The sequence below is a fragment of the uncultured Phascolarctobacterium sp. genome (genome assembly GCF_958349595.1).
In the GTDB taxonomy this organism is placed as follows: Bacteria; Bacillota; Negativicutes; order Acidaminococcales; family Acidaminococcaceae; genus Phascolarctobacterium.
This window is the reverse complement of record NZ_CATWDQ010000017.1, coordinates 1-22,117: the sequence shown is the minus strand read 5'-3', so window position 1 is coordinate 22,117 and position 22,117 is coordinate 1. Positions and strand designations below refer to the sequence as shown.

The 22,117-nt window shown below is 42.4% G+C and carries 22 protein-coding genes and 1 riboswitch; of the genes, 1 reads left to right on the top strand and 21 read right to left on the bottom strand.

What is annotated here, in order from left to right:
• Window positions 1-35: 35 nt before the first annotated feature.
• The 21 genes from sfsA to Q4G98_RS10410 form a co-directional block, all read right to left on the bottom strand.
• Window positions 36-716 carry a DNA/RNA nuclease SfsA gene (gene sfsA, locus Q4G98_RS10510; RefSeq protein WP_177559105.1) on the bottom strand — a complete coding sequence of 227 codons (681 nt, stop codon included), beginning with the start codon at window positions 714-716 and terminating at the stop codon, window positions 36-38.
• 209 nt (window positions 717-925) lie between these two features.
• Window positions 926-2,155 (bottom strand): ATP-binding protein, encoded by a 1,230-nt coding sequence (locus Q4G98_RS10505; protein WP_301961970.1) that lies wholly within the window; start codon window positions 2,153-2,155, stop codon window positions 926-928.
• Between the two features lie 374 nt (window positions 2,156-2,529).
• Window positions 2,530-4,053 (bottom strand): lipopolysaccharide biosynthesis protein, encoded by a 1,524-nt coding sequence (locus Q4G98_RS10500; protein ID WP_298563028.1) that lies wholly within the window; start codon window positions 4,051-4,053, stop codon window positions 2,530-2,532.
• Window positions 4,054-4,601: 548 nt separating this feature from the next.
• Complete coding sequence (locus tag Q4G98_RS10495; protein ID WP_298563027.1) at window positions 4,602-5,135, bottom strand: glycosyltransferase family 2 protein; 534 nt, start codon at window positions 5,133-5,135, stop codon at window positions 4,602-4,604.
• A 31-nt stretch (window positions 5,136-5,166) separates the two neighbouring features.
• Window positions 5,167-5,910 carry a glycosyltransferase family 32 protein gene (locus tag Q4G98_RS10490; RefSeq protein WP_298563025.1) on the bottom strand — a complete coding sequence of 248 codons (744 nt, stop codon included), beginning with the start codon at window positions 5,908-5,910 and terminating at the stop codon, window positions 5,167-5,169.
• Window positions 5,911-5,945: 35 nt separating this feature from the next.
• Window positions 5,946-7,130, bottom strand: a complete 1,185-nt coding sequence (locus Q4G98_RS10485; RefSeq protein WP_301961969.1) for a hypothetical protein — start codon at window positions 7,128-7,130, stop codon at window positions 5,946-5,948.
• Window positions 7,131-7,152: 22 nt separating this feature from the next.
• Entirely contained in the window at window positions 7,153-8,040 is an 888-nt protein-coding gene (locus tag Q4G98_RS10480) for a glycosyltransferase (protein WP_298563022.1), read from the bottom strand.
• Between the two features lie 25 nt (window positions 8,041-8,065).
• On the bottom strand, window positions 8,066-9,160 hold the full coding sequence (locus tag Q4G98_RS10475) for a glycosyltransferase family 4 protein (protein ID WP_298563021.1): 1,095 nt from the start codon (window positions 9,158-9,160) through the stop codon (window positions 8,066-8,068).
• Window positions 9,160-10,485 (bottom strand): sugar transferase, encoded by a 1,326-nt coding sequence (locus Q4G98_RS10470; RefSeq protein ID WP_298563019.1) that lies wholly within the window; start codon window positions 10,483-10,485, stop codon window positions 9,160-9,162. The genes Q4G98_RS10475 and Q4G98_RS10470 overlap by 1 nt, the downstream gene beginning before the upstream one ends.
• A 348-nt stretch (window positions 10,486-10,833) precedes the next feature.
• The gene (locus Q4G98_RS10465) at window positions 10,834-11,655 is read right to left on the bottom strand and encodes a MetQ/NlpA family ABC transporter substrate-binding protein (protein WP_298563017.1); all 822 of its coding nucleotides are present in this window, start codon (window positions 11,653-11,655) and stop codon (window positions 10,834-10,836) included.
• A 104-nt stretch (window positions 11,656-11,759) separates the two neighbouring features.
• Window positions 11,760-11,859: riboswitch (SAM riboswitch) on the bottom strand.
• Window positions 11,860-11,966: 107 nt separating this feature from the next.
• Entirely contained in the window at window positions 11,967-12,530 is a 564-nt protein-coding gene (locus Q4G98_RS10460; RefSeq protein ID WP_298563015.1) for a Fe-S-containing hydro-lyase, read from the bottom strand.
• 13 nt (window positions 12,531-12,543) lie between these two features.
• Window positions 12,544-13,389, bottom strand: coding sequence for a fumarate hydratase (locus Q4G98_RS10455; RefSeq protein WP_298563014.1), 846 nt, complete (start codon window positions 13,387-13,389; stop codon window positions 12,544-12,546).
• A gap of 10 nt (window positions 13,390-13,399) precedes the next feature.
• Window positions 13,400-14,626, bottom strand: a complete 1,227-nt coding sequence (locus Q4G98_RS10450; protein WP_293663455.1) for an NADP-dependent malic enzyme — start codon at window positions 14,624-14,626, stop codon at window positions 13,400-13,402.
• A 129-nt stretch (window positions 14,627-14,755) separates the two neighbouring features.
• The gene (locus tag Q4G98_RS10445; RefSeq protein ID WP_298563012.1) at window positions 14,756-15,235 is read right to left on the bottom strand and encodes a metallophosphoesterase; all 480 of its coding nucleotides are present in this window, start codon (window positions 15,233-15,235) and stop codon (window positions 14,756-14,758) included.
• The gene (locus Q4G98_RS10440; protein WP_293546032.1) at window positions 15,232-15,822 is read right to left on the bottom strand and encodes an XTP/dITP diphosphatase; all 591 of its coding nucleotides are present in this window, start codon (window positions 15,820-15,822) and stop codon (window positions 15,232-15,234) included. The genes Q4G98_RS10445 and Q4G98_RS10440 overlap by 4 nt, the downstream gene beginning before the upstream one ends.
• Before the next feature lie 51 nt (window positions 15,823-15,873).
• On the bottom strand, window positions 15,874-17,145 hold the full coding sequence (locus Q4G98_RS10435) for a histone deacetylase (RefSeq protein ID WP_366916953.1): 1,272 nt from the start codon (window positions 17,143-17,145) through the stop codon (window positions 15,874-15,876).
• 41 nt (window positions 17,146-17,186) lie between these two features.
• On the bottom strand, window positions 17,187-18,845 hold the full coding sequence (locus tag Q4G98_RS10430) for a hydantoinase/oxoprolinase family protein (protein ID WP_298563008.1): 1,659 nt from the start codon (window positions 18,843-18,845) through the stop codon (window positions 17,187-17,189).
• Window positions 18,846-18,977: 132 nt separating this feature from the next.
• A complete protein-coding gene (locus Q4G98_RS10425) occupies window positions 18,978-19,502 on the bottom strand; it encodes a hypothetical protein (protein WP_298563006.1) in 525 nt (174 codons plus the stop codon).
• A 12-nt stretch (window positions 19,503-19,514) separates the two neighbouring features.
• Window positions 19,515-20,165, bottom strand: a complete 651-nt coding sequence (locus Q4G98_RS10420) for a coenzyme F420-0:L-glutamate ligase (protein ID WP_293546039.1) — start codon at window positions 20,163-20,165, stop codon at window positions 19,515-19,517.
• Between the two features lie 4 nt (window positions 20,166-20,169).
• Window positions 20,170-20,589 (bottom strand): thioesterase family protein, encoded by a 420-nt coding sequence (locus tag Q4G98_RS10415; RefSeq protein WP_298563005.1) that lies wholly within the window; start codon window positions 20,587-20,589, stop codon window positions 20,170-20,172.
• Window positions 20,590-20,648: 59 nt separating this feature from the next.
• The gene (locus Q4G98_RS10410) at window positions 20,649-21,068 is read right to left on the bottom strand and encodes a DUF3842 family protein (RefSeq protein ID WP_293546043.1); all 420 of its coding nucleotides are present in this window, start codon (window positions 21,066-21,068) and stop codon (window positions 20,649-20,651) included.
• Window positions 21,069-21,252: 184 nt separating this feature from the next.
• On the opposite strand from Q4G98_RS10410, the gene Q4G98_RS10405 reads away from it, so the two are divergent.
• Entirely contained in the window at window positions 21,253-22,038 is a 786-nt protein-coding gene (locus Q4G98_RS10405; RefSeq protein WP_366916952.1) for an HAD-IIA family hydrolase, read from the top strand.
• Window positions 22,039-22,117: the final 79 nt, after the last annotated feature.

Below are 22,117 nucleotides of genomic sequence, written 5' to 3'. Positions count from 1 at the left end.
CAGCAGCAAATTTCTGTTACAGCAGCTCCAGCTACTTAAAGACAGCAGGGAACCGGCTCACCCAAAACCAAACTGTCCGGCGTTACCTTACAATCATAAGCCAGCACCTGTACCCCGGCCTGCTGCGCCCGCAGCAAAGCCTCGGCAAAAGCCGCATGGGTGCGCCTATTTGGCTTAAAACAGGTCACCCCGCGCATCTGGATCACAAAAATCACCGCGGCAGCATAACCCTCCTGCACTGCCTGCGCCAACTCGTCCAAATGCTTGACTCCCCGCTCCGTCGGTGCATCGGGGAACATGGCTATACCGTTTTCCTCCAGCGTTACGCCCTTTACTTCAATAAACAGCTTCTGCTGCAGTGTTTCTACATAAAAATCAAAACGCGATGTACCATGCTTGCATTCCGGTTTCAACAATGTGATATCAGGCACTAAACCGCCGCCCTGCAGCCACTCGCCCACCACTTTGTTCGGCGCCTGCGAATCCATATTGATCAGCAGCCCGCCTTTTTCTACTGCAATCAGCGAATACTTTGTCTTACGCTTCGGATCGTCGTGACACTCCACATACACTACCGCCCGCGGCGTCAAAAGTTCGCGGCAGCGCCCGGTATTCTTCACGTGGCACACCTCTACCTGCCCGTCCAGCTCGACATGAGCGATAAAACGATTAGGCCGCGCAAGAAAGTATCCCTGTTTTATTTCCTTATATTGCATTTTCTGCCTCATTTTCTTTAAAAGATGTTTTTATTATACTACACCTGCGGCAAAGACAAAAGCACAGTTATTTTTAAGTTCAAGCCCATTTATTTCCCCGGCAATAAACAGGCGGTTATCTTAGCAGCAATATAAAATAACCTCTGCTGCCTTGAACATCACATTCAAAATCAGCAAAGGTTATTCCTTCAGCTATCTACTAACAGTTTTTACAGCAGTCCAGCCGGTATATACCAGTTTTTGGCGTCTATGGGCAAAAGATCACTCGCAAAGCAGATCACTCCACCCTCTCCCAACTGCAAAGCATGTTCCCCTTCTGTTACCGGCTGCAGCATATCAAACTTTTTCGTCTCTTTTGCCGGATTAGAACTTTTGCGGATCGCCAGAGGATGCACCTTGCCATCCAAGTTCAGTACAAGCTCTATTTCACGGCTGTTAAAGTCACGATAATACCCCAGCGGCGGCACCTGCCCACAGTTACTGAAACTCTTATAAATCTCCATTACCGCCCAGGTCTCTAAAAAGCTGGCTGACATGGCGCCAGCTTCCAATATCTCGGCATTGCTCCAGCGCAGCAGATAAGCCGCTAATCCTGTATCCGTAAAATATACCTTCGGTGCTTTAACAGCATATTTTAAATTTGGATGCATAAACGGCTCCAGTAAATAGACCAGCCCTGCCGCCACCAATACTTTCAGCCACTGTTTCGCTGTCGGCGCGGTGATCTCGGCTTCTTTAGCCAGCGCCGCATAATTGACCATGCTGCCTGTATAACTGGCTGCCGCACATAAAAAGCGGTAAAACTGCAGCTCATCGTTGACCTGGGTCAACGCCCTGACATCACGCTGCAGAAAGGTCTGCACGTAAGAAGAATAATAGTTGTTCCAGTCCTGCTCAGAAGCATTGTTCAACGCCGGCATACTGCCGCGCCAGATCTGCTCGAACAAGTCCCGCATCGGCAGTATCTCTGTTTCCTGCGCCCGCTGCAGCAAAAACTTTTCTTCTGGCACAAAAGCGCCCGCCTCCAGTCCAGCCAGTTCCGCATGGCTGAACCCTAACAGCTGCACGATACCGATCCTGCCAGCCAGACTTTCTGTAACATTCTCCATCAAATCAAAAGCATGAGAACCTGTCAGCCAAAAATCGCCATTATTACCGTGTTCATCCACATACATTTTGATATACGGCAGCAGCTTCGGCGCCAGCTGGATCTCGTCGATCAAAAGCGGCGGCTTATAACGCTGTAAAAACAGCCCCGGCTCCGTCATCGCCAGACTGCGCACATTGATGTCGTCCATAGTCACATAAGTCCGGTTGCCTTCGGCCAGTTTGCGCAGTAAAGTAGTCTTCCCCACCTGCCGTGGTCCCGTAACCAGCAGCACCTTACAGCAGCCGCTTAACTTTTCAATTGTCGCTTCTAAATGACGCTTGATATACATCGTATTTTACTTCCTTATATAAACAAATTTAGAAAAGTGAGTTTTAAATAAACTTCTTTTCCTTCTCATTCTTCTTATCTTTCTTATTAGGTGTAAAGTCTTTGTAATAGCTTTGTACTCACTATGTATAACCTTTGTTGATTACCATGTACTGCTTTCCCTAACAAATTCCATTCACAGCCTGTATCAAGCGTTTTAACACACAGAGGCTTTGTTAAAAGCTTTGTTAAAAATCGCACTTTCATTTTTAATGCCTGCCGTTACTTTCTGTCCCTGCCAGCAATAGTTCAGCACTAATAAACTAGCAGCCATCTTAAAAGCGATCTGTACTACATACCAACAGCGAAAATAAAATTCAAAATTTTCCTGTAAAACTACAAAAATTTCATGCCAAACTTATCCCTGGCAATATCACGCAGATAAACCATTTCCTCTCGCTTTCGGAAAACCAGAATCCACACCGCATTAGTAACAACCAAACACAAAACCACACCAAGCACAAAGTTAATGATAGTAATTTCACTAAACAATTGGTTATACAGCCACTTACTGAAAAAGGCTGTTAGCAAAGTCACAACAGCGTATTTAAAATAATCCTTAAAATAGTCTTTCAGTTTGATCTCAATACTGTTCCTAAATAAAACATATGGCTCTACCCAAAAACAGGTCAATAGCGTACTGATGATGCCGCCCCAAATAACGCCGATAACGCCGTAATGAATAGTAAGATACACAGATGCAACTAAATTGATCACGGCTTCTGCTAACGGCTTATAACGGTCATTCCAATATAAGCCGCTGGCATCTTTAAAAGTATTCACAGCCTTCCGCATATACATCAAATAAAAATTCACTATCAAACAATCCACAATAATACTCTCAAACAAAAAACGTTTGCCTAACCACAGTTCGATAAGTGGATTGAAAAGCACATAAAAACCACAGCTGACGATCAGCGCCTGCCAGGCGACAGTAAATTCCATAACCCGAAAAATTTTATTTTTCTTATCTCCTCTTTCCACCACAAGCAAATTACCAATACTTGCTGTTACCGAAGTAAAAAACTGACTGGCAAAACTATTGACTGCACTGATAACCAGATAATAATTACTGTATAAGCCAACAGCCGCCAGCCCAACGAATTTGGATAAAATCAGATTAGATGTTGAAAAGACTGCCATACCACCTATTTTATGTGCGATCATAGCTTTGACATTTTTGATAATAGTATTCTTAATGCCACTATCCAATTTTTTTACTGCTTTATCCTGCAAAAAAGGGTAAACCTGGTCAGCTTTTTTAGCCACTGCAAAATTTTCACCGATTGTCACCAGCAGCATCAAAATAATATACAACCAATAACTGGGATATACAAGCAACACAATGATTTGCAGAACTGCCAATACTATCTGACCACCGCTTTGATAAATGCTGTTGATATACTGCTTCTGATCGGCAATCAGTAAATTACGTTTATAGGAATAAAAATAACTAACACCAGTATTCAGTAAAAAAATTATATAGAAACAGTGTATATCAGCAACAGCATTTCCTTTGATAAACCAATCCAGCCACGGCAGTGCACAAATGCCGGCAACTATAATAAAAATACCAATGCCGATATAGGCCTTTTGGAACAGCCTCATCAGAGCTTTAACAGTTTCTGTATCTTTTTCCGCCAGCGGTTTATATAAACTATAAACAATCGCCGGGCCAACGCCTAACTCTGCCAACGATAACATGGCCAGCAAATTAGTAAATAACCCATTGATACCTAAATACTCTATGGGCAATGAGCGAACAAAAATAAGACGCACCACAAACTTCAGTAGATTATTTATTACATATGCAATTGTAGAATATTTAATATTTTTGCTTGCTTGTTCTATTCGCAACATATGTCCTTAAGATAAATAGATTACTAACCTAAAATTATAAATAAATGTAATAAATTTTACTTATTCATCAATTATCATATATTTTTTTATTATCAAATAATTATATATAAAAAAGAAAAATGACATTTTATGTTTTATACTTATCAATACTAAAAATTGTTTTTTATTTATTGCCTTATTTATTCCAACAAGTTGTTCTCTTATACCCAATTTATCACATATTTGACTATAAAATTTATATTTTCCCCAAATTCCCAGCGTCTTGTCTTTACAAACAACTTGCAAAACTCCCTTCAAGACCCCAATAATTACACTTACTAGTATTCGGGGGGGTAACATATGATTACTAATATAGGATTTAGTAAAAAGTAATATTTTCTTATCATTTACAATACGCTTTTCATTTATTACATTTTTAGCAAATAAGCATCTATCATAAATATTGTAAATGTACAAAATATCTGGTATTGAACAATATGTTTTTATACTTTCAAAATATTCTAAATTAAATATATAGTCTTCTCCAGAAATAAGATCTTCTTTAAATCTTATTTTTTCTTTTTTATTAATTCTGCATTATATATCTTTAAATAAACACCACCAAAGGGAATACCATTACTATAATATAACCTTTCAAAATCCTCCCAAATATTTCCTTTATGATATTCCAATATATAATCTATTTTTTTATTAATTCTGTCTTTTTTGTATAGGGCTTCTTTCCTGCTACAAAAAATAATATCACTGCTACTGTTTATCAAATTAAAATATAATCTTTCTACATATTCAGGAAAAACTTGATCATCAGCATCAATAAACAGTAAATATTTACCTTTTGATACTTCAATACCTGTATTACGAGCACTACTCACACCATTATTTTGCTGATTAATCACTATTATTCTCTTATCTTTACTAGCGTAATCATAACAAATTTCATCACTACCATCATTACTGCCATCGTTAACCAAAATAATCTCTATATTTTCATATGTTTGTTTTAAAACACTATTTAAACAAGATTTCAAAAATTTTTTTTTGTTAAATATAGGAATAACTATACTTATTAATTCGTTTTTCATAATATAATATTTTCAACCTCCAAAATTTTAGTTAATTAATCAGTTTTCTAAAATAAGTATTTTTTAATACGAAAAATTTTTCCACTACTTTTTCTCCAAATATTCTATTCAACCATTTCCGCACAAAAAGCTTAAATTTTACATTTCTATCTACCCAACTACCATTAAAATGGTGTATTGCATATGTATTTTTAGTAATAATAATTTTTCCATTTCGAGAATTTTTAGCACATAAATAATCTTGCGGAAATAATACACATAAATCACCAAAAACTTCAATTCTATTATCAAAAAATAAATTATATTTTTCTTTTGTCATTTCCGTAATTATACTTACATTCGTTCTCATATCATAGCCTTTATCACAAATAAAATGTCTATTATTATAATACGATAATAAATATCCTATCCATTTATTTTGAGGTACCGCCCCTATTATACCCGTAGGTATTTCATTAATATTTTGATATCCTGAAAATGCACCCCATCTTAATAAGTCATCAATATTTTTTATTATTTCTAGGTCTGCATCACAATAAACACCACCATATTCATATAGAACTTTGAGCCTAACATAATCACTAACAAAGGCCCATTTCTTTGCTTTATAAGCTTCTTTGACAAAGTAATTTTCATTAATATTAAAATTACTTTCATTCCACTCTATTATTTCATAATCAGAACAATGCTTATACCAACTTTCTATACACTTTTTTACCACTTCATCTTTTGTATTATTTCCAAACCAACAGTAATGTATTACTTTGGGTATCATATATCTTCTCCTTATAAAAACAATAATTACAACATTTACTTAAACCTTGGCTTAAGTAAAGACCAATCAATATAATCATCAGAAAAATACTCGATATTTAATAAATAATTGATTATATACGTTGCCAATCTTCTTTGATTAAACCCGGAATATATAGCATCACCTAATATTAATATAGGTTTTCCTATTATCATTGCTTCCATTCCTACTGTAGAATTAATAGTAATTACACATTTACTATTTTCTATAAGTTCCATTGTATTATTATCACTAATAAATATTCCGCACTTATCTTTTATCTCACATAAGTATTCTAAAAAGCTATAATCCTGTTCTGCCGGATGTGGTTTAACAACAACTTTTAAATGATTTTCTCTTGCATATTCTAATGCAAAACTTATTAACTCTCTCAACCCCATATTACTATTAACAACTAACTGAGTATCATTTGAAACCTGTAATGGTACAAATACATAATTACAATTACCAATTTTAAAACTATCCACATAGTTAATATGAGATTTGCTACTTATCTTAAAAAAATTTTTAAAGATAAATTTATAAGAATTTTTTTCTATACAAATTCCTGCTTTTCCCCCCAATAAATTACACACTGCACTAATAGTTGAAATAATAAAATTTCTACGTTTAGATTGGGGTAGAATAAAATTACCTTTTTTTAGCTCTAAATAATTTTTTCTCCAATCTTCATAAGATTTAATATCTTGATCAGCAGTATTATCAAGCTGTTCAGGATTCAAAAAAATACTTGAATGTTTATTAGTTCCCAAATGGTCAGCAAATAATTTAGAGGGGATATTAGATATTTCAAAAAAACACTTCTTTTTTTTATTTTTGATTGCATATTCCTCACATGCCCAATCACCTATTTTATTACCATTCCACAAAATAACGTACTCAAAATGATATTGGCCATTTATATGATCAATTGTTTCAAATAAATAAGTATATAATTTTTTTGCACTCTCTGCAGTAATATCATTAATCTTCATTTCTAAAGTATTAGATAAATCTTTAGAACAACTAAATTTATAAATTCCTTCCATCTTTGGTAAAAATACTTTTTTAAATCTAAATTTTAAATATAGATATACTGTAAAACTGTTGGTTAAATATATTATATCTATACCTCTAAATCTGTTAAAAAATCTTGCTCTATCAATATCATCAACATAACATAATGCAGTTTCTCTTTCCATCTTTATAGCTAAGCTCCATATACTATATTATTTTCTCAATATACTCTTTCAAACCCGATACTTCTAAAATTTTATGCCATTTCAATTTACTAATATCTTTATTTACAAACTGAAATTGAGAGATATTATTGATATTAAAATTAGAAAAGTCTTCTGATATCTTAAAAAATCGCATACCCTGTTCATTCTCAAATTTATTTATCCAACAGTAGTCTGTAGTAATAACTTTTAATCCTAATGCTAAATATTCTAAAAGTTTTGTAGAGGTTTGTATGTTATAAGGATAAATATCTGGTATATAATTAATGCCATATTTACATTCAGATGCTAATAACGGTACTTTTTGATAAGGAATATAACCAGAAAAATGAATATTCTTGTATGATCTATATTTCAAATATAAATCTTTTTCATATTTCCCTATAAGCAATATTGTATTTTCAGGAAAATGGAAAACAAATTTTCTTAATAAAACATCTACATTCCTTCCTCTACTAATATCGCCAATATAAAGAAAATCATATTTTTTATTAGAATTATTAATAAAAAATGAACAATCAATACCCATATCTCTATAATAACAAGGCACTCTGTCATTAAAAACAAACTGTTTTCTCACTTCTTCATTCAAAAATATTCTTGCACTAGGTTTACTGTTTAATAAAGATTTAATAGTATTTTTGACTTTCGGAAATATTCCAACAGAGGCTGAAGCATATTCATGTATTACCGGCCGATCTATTTTTCCCAAATCTATTCCCATAAACTTCCATATTAAATCATACTCATACAAATTAATATTTTTTTCATTTCTACTATCTATACAAATATATTCACTAAAGAACTTCTTATATGCTTCTATTTCCGGTAAATATGCTTTTCCATTGCTCAAGAATAGTATTTTCTTCAAACTAATTTACCTCTTTTTATATAACTTACAGTCCATAAATTGTTTTCTTCTTTTCTATAATATTCTCAATATAATATTTTTCATCTAAAGGTTGTTTTTTCAAACTTTTATTAACAGCATTTTCAAGTAATGCTATCCATTCATCTTCCTGATTACTTTTACAAAGACTATCACTGTCTAACAGGTCTCTGTTTCCTCTAATATCAGATGCAACACAAGGCACGCCGCAAGCCAGTGCCTCTATTAGCGACACTGGAAGTCCTTCTCTTCTGGATGGAAAAATAAATAAATCAGCAATTTTACAAATTTCCAATACATCTATTCTGTAGCCTAAAAACTTTACTTTATCACCAATTCCCAGTTCTTTGGCTAAATTTTGCAGGTATTCTTTTAATTCGCCTTTACCACAGATAAGGTAAATAAAATCTTTATTATCTAGTTTACTTAAAGTTTTTATAACAATTTCATGGTTCTTATTCTCGTTTAACTCTCCTACCGATAACAGAACCTTAACACCATTGGGTATGCCTAATTCATTTTTCTTCTGTTCTTTATCTATAGAAATACTGTGTATTTTTTCTATATCCACGCCAACACCAGGTACATAATATACTTTGCCATTATCGTGCAGGCTCCAGCTTTTTGCTCTGATATAGTCTTCCTGATTTATGGTTATCAGCTTATCTGTAAACTTTGCGCAAAAGCGTTCAACCGGATAGTAAATAAGCCAGTTTAAAAGTGGCGCACCCTTGTAGAAATGAAATCCATGCGCTGTATAAATTACTGTCGTATCCTTAAACTTTCTTGCTGCCAGTCTCGCCAGAACTCCAGCGACAGGTGTATGGCAATGGATAACGTCATAATGATTTGTTTTTATTATTTGTTTTAACTGTTTATAAGCTACAATATTGCGTTGTGAAAATGGTGAGCGTACAAAATCTATATCAAAGTATTGATCGCAGTTTGGTATGACACATGGTTCGCCAATAAAGTCATTTTTTGCAGCAACGTGTACTTCCCAGCCATGTTCCTTAAACATTTTGAGGAAGGGTAAATGGAAAGTATTAATATGCGTTTTTACTACGGTTGCCACAAAAAGGACTTTTTTCTTTTGCTCCATTACTTTCCCTGTACTCCTTCGGTACTGCTTTTTGTCAGCAGAACTTTGAATGTTTGCAGCATGATCATCAGGTCGGTTTTGACGCTGACGTCCTGTATATACAGCAGGTCGTAGATCAGTTTGTCATAGGCACTGGTATTGTATTTACCTGCTATCTGTGCCAGGCCCGTGATGCCCGGTTTTACGTTATGACGGTAATCATATTCAGGATTTTGGGCAATAAACTGCTTAACGAAAAAGGGTCGTTCCGGCCTGGGGCCGACGATGCTCATTTCGCCTTTCAGCACATTGAACAGCTGCGGCAGTTCGTCAAGCCTGGTGGCCCGCATGACCCTGCCAAATTTTGTGATCCGAGGGTCGCCTTCCGCTGCCAGCACCGGCCCGCATTTTGCTTCCGCGTCCTGTTTCATACTGCGGAATTTATGTACAAAAAAGGTTTTGCCATATAAGCCGACACGTTCCTGTGAATACAGCACCGGGCCTTTGCTGTCTACGCTGATCATGATCGCGGTAATCATCATTACCGGCGACAACAGAATGATCGCTGTCACTGCTACTGTAATATCCAAGATCCGTTTCAGCACCCGCTGTTCGGCCGTCAGCAGCATCCGCGTCACCCGCTGCATGGGGATGTCGTCTACTACTAAAATGCCCGTATTCTTGCAGGCCAGTTCATACATGGTCGGTACAAAAAAGATCTGTTTCTTCGTGCTGCGTGCATAGCGCAGTATTTTTTCTTTGTCCGCAATCGGCAGCTCCGCACCAATAAAAACATAGTAGTTGGCGTCGATATGCTGCTGCCAGTTGGTCTGTTGACAGCTGTCACAAACAGACTGCAGCGCCTGTTCCAGACCATAAGTTTTGGCCAGTTTATTTTGGATGCGTGCTGCTTCTTCACCGGCTGCAAACAGTACAGCCGTCTGCTTGGGAAAGTGCTTCCATTCCCACTGGTGACAGACGTATTGCCAAATAGCCAGTAAAACAAACGAAAACACTGCTGAATAAACAAGTACGACACGTGAATAATCAAACTGGCGAAAAAAGAAAGTCATGGCCATCGCCATGATGTAAATATTGGTCACAGCAACCAGAAGATTAAGGAAAATATCTACCAGTTTTTTGCGGATCAGGCTGAACAATCCATAGACGTTGAACATAAAGAACATCATGATGACCAGGATCGGTAAAAATTCCAGATGGAAAGCTATCTTATCCGTTTGTTTATTGCCAAGCTCCAGCACCATAGCGATACTGGTAGCCAAATATAAACAGAATATGTCACCGATGATCAAAATTATCTTACGCAGCAAAGAATTATATCCCACTGGAATCCACCCATAATCAATACTTTGGTATTTTTTCTTTTCTATAAAATATTTCACCAATAATTCATAATTATTGTACCACGGTTGTACCCCCCCGCAAGACATAAGCACGTTTTATTTTATATTTCAGTCAGCTTTTTGCTCTTACTTATATTTTTATCGTACCTATGTGGCAATATTTACAATATCACTTGCCAGCACCGCTTCTGCTGACATGCAAAAGCCTGACTCTATTCCCATAGAGCCAGGCAAAAAAATATTCCCACCTCAACTTTCGCTGAGGTGGGAATATTTTTTTCATTTCCTGATCAAGCAATGATCAGCTACTTAAATCAAACAAAACTTTCATTAAAATGCGGGTACGACAGCGCCTTTATATTTTTCTTCGATGAATTTTTTTACTTCCGGACTAGTCAAAGCTTTATCCAGTTTTTGCAGTTCAGGACGCTTATCGTCGCCTTTACGAATCGCCAGGATATTGGCATACGGAGAGTCCTTAGGTTCGGTAAAGAGCGAATCTTTGACCGGATTCAGCTGTGCTTCCATGGCAAAATTGGAATTGATCACAGACAGATCAACATCATCCATGGAACGCGGCAGCAGAGCAGCCTCAATTTCCACGATCTGCAGGTTTTTAGGATTTTCAACAATATCACCAGGCGTACCGGAAATGCCTACACCGTCACGCAGTTTGAGCAGTTTGGCGCTTTGCAGCAAGGCCAGCGCACGGCCGCCGTTAGTGGGATCGTTAGGGATAGCAACTTTAGCACCGCTGGGAACATTATTCAAATCTTTCAATTTTTTGGAATAAACGCCCATCGGTTCGATATGTACCTTGGTATAGGCCACAAGCGGCAGATTCCGTTCGGAAGCGAATTTTTCAAGATACGGGGTATGCTGGAAGAAGTTGGCGTCTAATTCTTTATCTGCCAGTGACAGGTTGGGTTTTACATAATCACTGAATTCAATGATCTGCAGGTCAACGCCTTCTTTAGCCAGCTGCGGTTTGATCAGATTTAAGATTTCGGCATGCGGCACAGGCGTTGCGCCTACTTTCAGCACCACCTTTTTATCGCCGCTGTTAGCGGCAGGTTTGCTGTCGCCGCCGCAGCCGGCAACGACTAACGCGATGCTGAACACTGCCAGCAAGGCTAAAAACAACTTTTTCATAAACAATCTCTCCTTTAATAATGAATTTAACACAGTACCTATCTTGGCTCGGTCGGGCAAACAAAAAAGCTCTTTCCGAGGAAAGAGCGCTTGCTTCTGCTTTCCTCTCATCTATCAAGAATGTTCTTGCAGGATTTAGCACCATAGCCGGGGCTTGGTTGCCGGGTTTCACAGGGCCTGTCCCTCCACCGCTCTCGATAAGAGTGTGTTATTCGATTGGCATTATGATAGCTCAACTAAATAAGCTTGTCAAGGTTTTTGTAAAAAATAAGAGGCTGCCGCTGCAGCCTCTTAAATATTTGTTAAATTTGTTACTCTTTGCTGTACTTGGCAATGCCGACTTTGTAAAAATCATTGCCTTCGCTGTCGATACAGACGATTGCAGGAAAATCTTTAACTTCGTAACGGCGGATAGCCTCAGGCCCAAGATCTTCATAAGCGATCATTTCTTCACCTTTGATAGATTTGGCAATAACGGCTGCCGCACCGCCAACAGCGGCGAAATAAACAGCGCCATGTTTCACGCAGGCGTCAATAACTTCCTGCGAACGCAGTCCTTTGCCGATCATCCCGCGCATGCCCTGCTCGATCATAGTCGGAGTGTATTTATCCATGCGGCCGCTGGTCGTCGGACCGGCGCTGCCTACTATTTCACCCGGTTTAGCGGGGCTGGGCCCAACGTAATAGATCACCTGATCACGCACATCAAAAGGAAGCTGCTCGCCCTTGTCCAGTGCTTCAGTCATCCGCTTATGCGCAGCATCGCGGGCAGTATAAATGTAACCGCTGATACGCACTACGTCGCCTGCATGCAGGTCTTTAATAGTTTCTGCGCTTAAAGGCGCCGTAATATATTTGATAGTAGCTTCACTCATTTCAGGCCCCTCCTTACAATACCACTTCTGCACGACGTGCAGCGTGGCAGTTCAGATTTACGGCAATCGGCAGAGAGCCGATATGGGTCGGTGCGTATTCAATATTCACAGCGACAGCAGTTGTACTGCCGCCCAGCCCTGAAGGGCCTACGCCAGTCATATTAACACGTTTGAGAAGTTCTTTTTCCAGTTCTGCATACTGCGGATTGGGATTGTGTTCGCCCACCTTACGAGTAAGGGAATATTTAGCCAGAATCGTAGCTTTTTCCATATTGCCGCCAATGCCTACGCCGACTGTAACAGGCGGGCAGGGATTCGGGCCGGAACTGCGTACAGTGTCAACAACAAATTTGATCACGCCTTCGACGCCGTCAGCCGGTTTGAGCATTTTTAAAGCGCCCATATTTTCACTGCCACAGCCTTTCGGAAAAACTGTGATCTTGATTTTTTCGCCGGGCACGATGGTTGTATGAATGATTGCCGGCGTATTATCGCCAGTATTTTTACGTACAAATAAAGGATCGTCAACAGAGGATTTACGCAGATAGCCGCCGACATAGCCATCGGCGACACCGGCGTTGACAGCCTCATACAGGTCGCCGCCAACAAAATGTACTTCCTGCCCGATCTCCAGAAAGACCACGGTCAGACCGGTATCCTGACAGATCGGTACAGCTTTGGCTTTGGCCAGTTCGGCATTCTCAACGATAGTCGTCAATATTTCCTGCCCCAAAGGAGATTCTTCGGTGGCAATAGATGCTTTTAATTTTGCCAGCAGCTCTTCCGGCAGGTAATAGCAGGAATCTTTACAAAGCTTACTGACAGCGGCAGTTATCTCCTGAACTTTTATCTCGCGCATAATGGCCTCCTTATCTGCCGACACGTTTCATAGTGTTGGCACGCACTTCTTCGGGATCGACTTTGATGCGGGCGATGCCGGTTTCCATGGCCACACGGGCTACTGCAGCAGCAACTGCCGGAGCAACACGCGGATCAAAGGCATCGGGAACAACATAATCAGCACGCAGATCTTTCTCGTCGATCAGCTCGGAAATTGCATAAACAGCAGCAACTTTCATTTCTTCGGTGATCGCTTTCGCACGCACGTCGATAGCGCCGCGGAACACACCCGGGAATACGGTAACGTTATTGACCTGGTTCGGGCTGTCACTGCGTCCGGTACCTGCAACAGCGGCACCAGCTGCGATAGCGTCAGCATAAGAAGTTTCCGGCACCGGATTAGCCAGTGCAAAAACGATAGCTTTATCAGCCATGCTGGCAATGATTTCTTTAGTAAAGACGTTAGGTGCGGAAACACCGATCAAAACGTCAGCGCCTTTGGCAATCTCTGCCAGATCACCTTTTTTATGCTCTTTATTGGTGACTGTAGCCAGGTAAGACTGGATACGGTCAAGCTTAGCGTCGATACCTTCGTACAAAGCGCCAAAACGGTCGACCATCGTTACATTTTCAGCGCCCATGCTGACAAGCAGGCGGCCGATAGCCGAACCTGCGGCGCCGCAGCCGTTAACGACGAATTTAGCCGTTTTCATATCTTTTTTTACAAAGCGCAGTGCGCCGATAACTGCCGACAGACAGGCAATAGCAGTGCCGTGCTGGTCGTCATGGAACACCGGGATGTCGCAGATCTTTTTCAGTTCGCATTCGATGTCATAGCATTTGGGCGAGGAAATATCTTCCAAATTGATACCGGCAAAGCTGGGCTGCAGGAAACGTACTGTTTCAATAATTTTGGCAGGATCTTTGGTGTCGATACAGATAGGTACAGCGTCTACATCGCCAAAGGTTTTAAAGAGTGCGGCCTTGCCTTCCATGACCGGCATAGCTGCTTCAGGACCGATATCGCCCAGACCAAGTACACGCGTACCGTCGCTGACGATAGCGACCATATTGCCGCGGCAGGTATATTCAAAGGACATATCTTTATTTTCTTTGATTTCTTTACATGGTTCAGCAACACCAGGAGTGTATGCCAAGGCCAGATCTTCGCGGGTTTTAATGGGAACCTTGCTCACAACGGCAAGTTTACCATGATTTTCCAAATGGAGTCTTAAAGCGTCGTCACGTAATGTCATACATTATTACCCCCGTAATTTCAATTTAGTATACACTATACATTGTAAATGAAATACACTGCTTTTTCAAGGGTATACGTCAGAATTTTTAGTTTTTTTATAATTTAAAAGCTTGCTTAACTTATCTGCTCACAATTTATAAAGCTCTGCTGCGGGACGTTCTCCCTCTTTGACAGTCAATACTGCAAATGTCGGCCCCATTTCACTGCGCGGCAAAATCGGACTGCCGGGATTGACAAGCAGCACATCGCCGAACCATTTGACCAAAGGAACATGGGTATGCCCGAAAACCACAATATCAGCTTCCAGCTTACGCGCCCACCAGGCCAGTTCGGACACCTGATATCCATGCAGATAACGATGTCCGTGGGTCAGCCAGATGCGCTGCCCCGCCAGCGTAATAAATTCGTCGACATTGGCCTTGCCTTCGCCGGGGTCTGTATTGCCGCATACTGCCAGCAGCGGCAGCTTGGTTTCGGCAACTAAAAAACGGCCGTCCTGGCTGTAATCTCCGGTATGAAACCAATATTCAACAGGCGGCACGGCGTGCAGAACTTGCCTGATAGCTTGTTTGCTGCCGTGAGTATCGCCGGTAATACCGATTTTCACTTCATTTTCCCCCAATTCGCAACAAGTTTTTTGATAGCTTTGCCGCGATGGCTGATTTTATTTTTTTCCTGCATCGTTGCTTCGCCTAAGCCTTTGTGCAGTTCTGTCGACCAGAATAAAGGATCATAGCCAAAGCCCTCTGTTCCCAATGGCTCATGCAGCAGCATACCGTCACAGATGCCGTCGCTTTCCAGCAGGATCTTGCCGTTGGGCGCCGCCACGGCTAAAGCGCAGCGAAAACGGCAGGTACGTTTCACCTGAAATTTCATGGTTTGCAAAAGCAGCTTATTATTTTCTTCATCCGTCGCCTCTTCCCCTGCATAGCGGGCGCTGCGCACGCCTGGCGCGCCTTCCAGCGCCAGTACTTCCAAACCGGAATCGTCGGCGATACAGGGCAAGCCTGTCGCTTTGGCATAGTAAACAGCCTTCAGACGGGCATTGGCCATAAAAGTCTTGCCTGTTTCTTCCGGTTCAGGTACATTCGGCCATTCTTCCAGCGATCTCAGTTCTACCTCCAAATCTTTCATCAATACTTTAAATTCCTCAAGTTTACCGGGATTACGTGTTGCAATAACAATTTCTTTCATTAGCTTTCTTTACTCCGTTTCCTAATCTTTTAAGGCCTTAGCCTGTTTTGATCATAAATTTTCTATTTCACCGTCAGCTATATGCTGCACTAAAACATATTGCCACTTGCCCTTGCGTTTTTCCCGCAGAGCTTCATCATAAGCAGACCGCTGACAATCCTTACAGGTGTCACGCTGCAGCACAACGATAAATGCGCTCTGATCACCAAATCGCGTGCCTGCGGCCGCAGTCTGAAGCGTCAGATAACCGCTGCAATGTTTGCAGTAATGGGCTGTTTCGACCTGTTCTTCCCTGATACCTTCTTCATCGTAATAAATGCTTTTGCGCCGGCTCCAGCTGCCGCCGCATTTTTCCAGCAGTTCTTTTCTGGTTACCAGTCTGCTGCGCCACAGTTCGCCTGTTTCAGCAATCAGCTGATCCACACGCTTATTGCAGCGTTCGTCCTGCCGCCGCAGAGCGCTTTGGTCAGGTTCCACAACCTTGCTGTAATCCATATCCGCCATAGCCAGAATGATGCCCGTATTAACGTAGGGCAGCGCCGCTTCTACAGAATAACCGCCTTCCAGCACAGCAATATCAGCCTGCAGCTTATCAGCCAGTTTTGCATAGCCCTGCGCCGTTACCGACATGGAAGCCAGCGGATCGCTGAAATGATTGTCCTGACCGGCTGAATTGATGATCAGCTCAGGCTCGAAATCATCAAGAATATGCCGGATCAACCCGTCATACAGACGGTGCAGCCCTTCATCACCTGTGCCTGGCAGCAGCGGCAGATTGATATTTGTGCCCCAGGACGCCGGACTGCCGGCTTCGTCAGGAAAACCCGTACCGGGATACAAGGTTCGTCCGTCCTGATGAAAAGAAATATATAAAGTATCGGGATCATGATAAAAAATATCCTGCGAGCCATCACCGTGATGTACATCAGTATCAACAACGGCGATTTTTTTGATGCCATAAACGCTGCGCAGGTATTCTACCATCACAGCTTCGATATTGACTGTACAAAAGCCCCTGATACCATGAACCACACGCATCGCATGATGTCCAGGCGGCCTGACTAAAGCAAAAGCACGCTTCACTTCACCGGACATGACTGCGTCAGCAGCAGCCAGACAACCGCCGGCAGAAGTAAGATGCGCCGGGGTGATCAGCCGTGCGATCGACGGCACACCGATATGCGCACGCTGCAAATCATTGATCTCGGCCAGACGGGGCCGGTATTCCCTGATCTGCGGCAGGTCAAACAACCCTTCCTCCAGCAGCTGGTCGCGCGTATATAATAAGCGCTCCTGCCGCTCCGGATGTGTCGGTGAGATCATCCAGTCAAACGCCGGAAAAAATATCAAACCAAGCTTCGGTTTCAAAACGCCACCTCCCTGCCGGTGACAGTTTGCAGGATGCCGGGTTTCAACTGCATCCTCAGCGAAATGATCTCGCCGCTGTCGTAATAGCCATGGATAGTTCTGAAAAATTCCTTACTGATAACTTCGGCTTCCTGCCCCGGCAGCTGCCAGGCCTTAGCCTGCTCATGCAGCCATGCTTCCAGAAGCTCTTGCGCCATTTGCATGCTGAAACCGCTGGGCAGCCGTTCACGCCGCCCGCTCTCCGGGATCAGATAGTAGCCTTCCGTCGTATCGGCCCGCAGGCTGGCCGCTAAAGTGGGCCTTGCCAATGCGGCACCGACAGCATTAGCCACAGTCGCGCCAATCGGTATCTCAACCGGCAGCCCCAGCCGCTCGCCCAAAGCTGTGATCAAACCGGGTGCACCGCCGCCGACACCGACCAGCAGTTCCGGTTCAAATTCAGTTCCTTTAATAACATCATTGACTGTATAAACAGGCTGAACGCTCCATTCATGCAGCATTTCATTAATCGTCTTTTCGATAGCAGCTACAGCTGCGGCAATGATCTGTCCGGCAACCTCAGCCGCAGTCTCTCCCTGCCGGCAAAGCTGCTGCATCGCTTTCTGCGCTGCTTCCTTATCGCCAAATTCGACCCGGCCTGACACAATCAAAGCATCTGACAAGGTCGGTTCACTGCCTCCCACTGCCATCGCCGGACCGCTCCGTTCAGGTCCTACTGTAAAACCGACTTCTGTACGCCTGATGCGGCTGTCGCCACCAATACCGATACTGCGCATATGGAATGACCGTACCGCTGTAGGATAGCCTGCGATCTTTGCGCCTTGACGGGCCAGCAGCGGCAATCCGTTTTCCCAAAAAGCTATATCGGTAGTAGTGCCGCCTACATCCAGAGAAATACTCTTTCCCTGCGGTGCACCCAGGGCCTCGATCCCTAAAACGCTGGCTGCAGGTCCTGTAAAAATAGTTTCTACAGGCTGTTTCAGAGCTATTTCTAATGGCAAAGTCCCGCCATCGGCTTTTAACACATGCACCGGAGCGGTGATATTGCGCTCCTGCAGGCTGTTTTGTACCTGCCGGCAAAAATTTTTAAAGGTTTTATACACAGCCGCTGCAAAATAAGCTGAATTAGTCCGGCGCACAAAATTCAGTTCACCGGATAATTCCGAACCAAGAAAAATTTTTTCATAACCGCAATCCTGAAGTTCTGCTGCCAAAACATATTCATTCTCCGGGTTACGTACCGAAAATTTTCCAGACACAGCCGCAACTTTTGTTTTAGCTTTATCCAGCAGGCCCCGATGCTTCTGCCAGTCAGTGCGCGCCGTGATTTTGCCGCGATGATCGACATAGCCGCTCACATAATAAGGCTCAACGGGAAAGCTCTTGCTCACGTTCATTCCCGGCCCTGTCATCACTGCCAAAAATACCGGATCAGTTCGTCCTTCTGTTAAAGCGTTAGTTACGATCGTGCTGGAAATCACAACCCGTTCAATATTATAAACTTCCTGCTCCTGCAGAACTTCATCCAGCGCTTCTAAAATACCGTTCAATACTGCCGCCTGCGTTGTCCTGCGTTTGGCCTGCGCTATGATCCGTCCTCTGCCGATCAGTACGGCATCTGTAAAAGTACCGCCTACGTCGATCCCCAGTAACATCTCCTCACCCCGCTTTTCCGTACATTCATTAATCTTTTATAATTCCATATCCACACTGAAAAAACCTGCCAAAAGAAAAAATTATTCCAAAAAGAAAAACCGCCTTCCGGCGGTTTTCGTTCCAATTATATATTAGGCCAGCAAAGCCTGCAATTCATCTTTGTGCAAAGTAATGATTTTTTTGACAGTATAGAGTGCTGTCCGGCCACGGCAGTCAAGGAACAGTGCAATATCTACATCAGGCATACCTTCTACAGCCTGCTTTAAGGTGACGTCATGTTCCGGCACCAGCTCGAATTTTACGACCATCGTCTTTTTTACACCGGGCCCAAGCAACATTGCTTCAAAATAATCGTCTTCACGCGGCGCTTCTTTTAAATTGACGCGGCCGCGCAGCTGGGCATCGGCATATTGCTCCTGCGGCAAATAAACACGGATAAAGGCATCCAATATAATACCTTCTTCCTTGCCGTCATTATGCATGGGCAGCTCCACTTCAAAGTCCAGCTTGTCTTCACTGCGGTTTGTCAGTCTGGCTTTGGTCCGCTTAGTGACATCAAAAAACATCTCTTCCTTACCCTGCAGTAATATATATATTCCGATCACAACAGCTGCCAATACGACCAGTGCTGCAATAACTTTTAAAATAAAAAGCATTTTTTAGCCTCCTCAGCGTGCCCTGCGGTAATTTTTTATAACAACGACCGGTGTTTTCTGACTGCCGTTGCCAAAGGGATTATCAATCAAAATCTGTGCCACTTCATCAGCATCAACACCTTTGGAAACGCCCAGAACACAAGACCGCTTCAGATCGTTAACGTCAGCTACAGCTGCTCCAAAAGCACCTGTCCCTTTAGTAATATCCTCGGCAACCTTGCCTGGATTATGCGGACCATAAACGATATGTTTATCATACGGCGGCATCGTACCTGTAACATCATCGATCAGGCGCGCCTGTTCGCCGGCCATGCGGTAAAACACACCGGAAACACCCACGCATTTGGCGGCAAAACCACAGATGACGGCAATCAAAACGCGCATGCCGCCTTCGGCGTCGATCAGTGCCTGCATACTGTGCCAGCCGGAAATACTGCCTTTGGAAGGAAATAGACGGCACAAAACCTTGGCCAGCAGGCCCGGTTTAAAATCTTCACTGCGTTTGGCGCCGCCCTGAGTAATAGCCACAACGCTTTCAGCAACACAAACTACGTCATCAGGTCCTATCTTATCGCCGCCATATTCCACAATGGCTGCTACGATATCGTCGTGATGGGTCAAGATACGGGTCGGCACCGGCACGATTTCAAATTTAGTTTCCATCTTCTCACTCCTCGGCTGTTTCCTGCTGAAACAGCGCATTGATTTTATCAAAATAGCAGGCGTCCAAACGGATGATCTTACCCTGCTGATTAGTAAATAAATTACGGGTCCTGCCTTCAACCAGTACTGCTCCATCAGCAAGCCTTACTACCTTATAGGTAAAATCCATTTTGGCACGGCTGAACTCAGTCATGATAGTCTGTACTTCAAACTCATCATCAAAAGTACAGGAATTTTTGTATTTGACATACACTTCTGTAATCGGGAAAATAATTCCGTGCGCCATTAGATCCAGCAGCTCGACACTGGCAGCACGCAGATAAGCTACACGCCCCATCTCAAACCAGCGCAGATAGTTGGCATGATGCACTACGCCCATCATATCTGTTTCTACAAAACGTACCCGGTCACGGATAGCAATCATTTCGTCTTTCTCCTTTACTTGCTTTCTCCAAACAAAACTATTTTATATTATACCACTTCTTACCCTCTGGCTTCAACCAAAGTCAAAATTCTGCTTACCGCTTCTTTTACTAAGGCTGCCAGTGATTTAGGCTCCACGCCAACTATTTCAAAATGGTTCTGGCTCACAGGCAAAAGTACTTTTTTAGCAGCAGCGCTGCCGATTGCTTCAGCAATACGCGGGGTGATCTCTCCCATCATGGCATTAGGTATAATGATCCCGATTGGTCCAATGATCAAATCTGCCGTCGCTGCCGAAACACAGATCGCATTTTCTCCAGTAGCGCCGCGTTTGACTCCGGCTTTGAGCATTGCCGCCGTTGCCAAAGCATTAGTGCCCAAACCGATAAGCTCGACCTGTTCAGGCAGCCTGCCCGTCAGCTGACTTACCACCTGTGCGGCAAGTCCGCCGCCCATTCCATCTATCACAGCAATACGCATAACCTTCTCCTCACTTATTTCGTATATTTGCTTAATATTATAACAAAATATCTCTTTAATGAAAAATTTTCATAAATTTTACTTTGAATATGAATTTCAATACTTGAAAACATTGAAATTCTTGCTTTAATAGCCGATAATTATAGTATAAGATTGAATTACCTAATATAAGGAAGTGATCACCATAGATACTTTACAGGAACTTTATGCTAAAAAGGGTTTTATCTGCGATATGGACGGTGTTATCTATCACGGTAATCGTTTGCTGCCCGGGGTCAAAGAGTTTGTTGACTGGCTTTACAGAGAAAAGAAAGAGTTTTTATTCCTCACCAACTCCAGCGAGCGTTCACCTAAAGAATTACAGCAAAAATTAGCGCGTATGGGCCTTGATGTTGATGAAAGCCACTTTTACACCAGCGCTCTGGCAACGGCTAAATTTCTGGCCAGCCAGTCACCCAAATGCAGCGTTTACGTTATTGGCGCGCCGGGACTGGTCAATGCGCTTTATGATGCCGGTATCACGATGAACGATACTAATCCTGATTATGTAGTTGTCGGCGAGACCCGTGCCTATAACTATGATATGATTTTAAAAGCCGTGAGCCTGCTGCAAAAAGGCGCCCGTTTAGTCGCCACTAACTCTGACCTGACCGGTCCCACGGAAACAGGCATCATTCCTGCCTGCCGCGCTCTGGTTGCGCCGATCGAACTTGCTACAGGCAAACAGGCTTACTTTGTCGGCAAGCCCAATCCACTGATGATGCGTACCGGCCTGAGAATGCTAGGCGTTCATTCAGACGAAGCTGTCATGATCGGTGACCGTATGGATACGGACATCGTAGCGGGGATGGAAAGCGGCCTGACTACTGTCCTGGTGCTTTCCGGTGTTACTGATCTGGAAAATATGCAGGTCTTTGCTTATCGCCCCCGCTATATTTTAAACGGCGTCGGCGACATCGTCCCTAAATAATACTGTAACAGAAAAAGCTCCTGCCAGTGAAGTGCTGTAGAGAAAATAGACAGAAAAAAGAAAAGCGTATCGTAGAATA

Bases quoted from the DNA above. Each gene is read 5' to 3' on its own strand.
- sfsA (WP_177559105.1), bottom strand. From the start codon at position 716: ATGCAATATAAGGAAATAAAACAGGGATACTTTCTTGCGCGGCCTAAT.
- Q4G98_RS10505 (WP_301961970.1), bottom strand. From the start codon at position 2,155: ATGTATATCAAGCGTCATTTAGAAGCGACAATTGAAAAGTTAAGCGGC.
- Q4G98_RS10500 (WP_298563028.1), bottom strand. From the start codon at position 4,053: ATGTTGCGAATAGAACAAGCAAGCAAAAATATTAAATATTCTACAATT.
- Q4G98_RS10495 (WP_298563027.1), bottom strand. From the start codon at position 5,135: ATGAAAAACGAATTAATAAGTATAGTTATTCCTATATTTAACAAAAAA.
- Q4G98_RS10490 (WP_298563025.1), bottom strand. From the start codon at position 5,910: ATGATACCCAAAGTAATACATTACTGTTGGTTTGGAAATAATACAAAA.
- Q4G98_RS10485 (WP_301961969.1), bottom strand. From the start codon at position 7,130: ATGGAAAGAGAAACTGCATTATGTTATGTTGATGATATTGATAGAGCA.
- Q4G98_RS10475 (WP_298563021.1), bottom strand. From the start codon at position 9,160: ATGGAGCAAAAGAAAAAAGTCCTTTTTGTGGCAACCGTAGTAAAAACG.
- Q4G98_RS10465 (WP_298563017.1), bottom strand. From the start codon at position 11,655: ATGAAAAAGTTGTTTTTAGCCTTGCTGGCAGTGTTCAGCATCGCGTTA.
- Q4G98_RS10460 (WP_298563015.1), bottom strand. From the start codon at position 12,530: ATGAGTGAAGCTACTATCAAATATATTACGGCGCCTTTAAGCGCAGAA.
- Q4G98_RS10455 (WP_298563014.1), bottom strand. From the start codon at position 13,389: ATGCGCGAGATAAAAGTTCAGGAGATAACTGCCGCTGTCAGTAAGCTT.
- Q4G98_RS10450 (WP_293663455.1), bottom strand. From the start codon at position 14,626: ATGACATTACGTGACGACGCTTTAAGACTCCATTTGGAAAATCATGGT.
- Q4G98_RS10440 (WP_293546032.1), bottom strand. From the start codon at position 15,822: ATGAAAGAAATTGTTATTGCAACACGTAATCCCGGTAAACTTGAGGAA.
- Q4G98_RS10435 (WP_366916953.1), bottom strand. From the start codon at position 17,145: ATGATCTCACCGACACATCCGGAGCGGCAGGAGCGCTTATTATATACG.
- Q4G98_RS10430 (WP_298563008.1), bottom strand. From the start codon at position 18,845: ATGTTACTGGGGATCGACGTAGGCGGTACTTTTACAGATGCCGTACTG.
- Q4G98_RS10425 (WP_298563006.1), bottom strand. From the start codon at position 19,502: ATGCTTTTTATTTTAAAAGTTATTGCAGCACTGGTCGTATTGGCAGCT.
- Q4G98_RS10420 (WP_293546039.1), bottom strand. From the start codon at position 20,165: ATGGAAACTAAATTTGAAATCGTGCCGGTGCCGACCCGTATCTTGACC.
- Q4G98_RS10415 (WP_298563005.1), bottom strand. From the start codon at position 20,589: ATGATTGCTATCCGTGACCGGGTACGTTTTGTAGAAACAGATATGATG.
- Q4G98_RS10410 (WP_293546043.1), bottom strand. From the start codon at position 21,068: ATGCGTATTGCTGTGATAGATGGAATGGGCGGCGGACTTGCCGCACAG.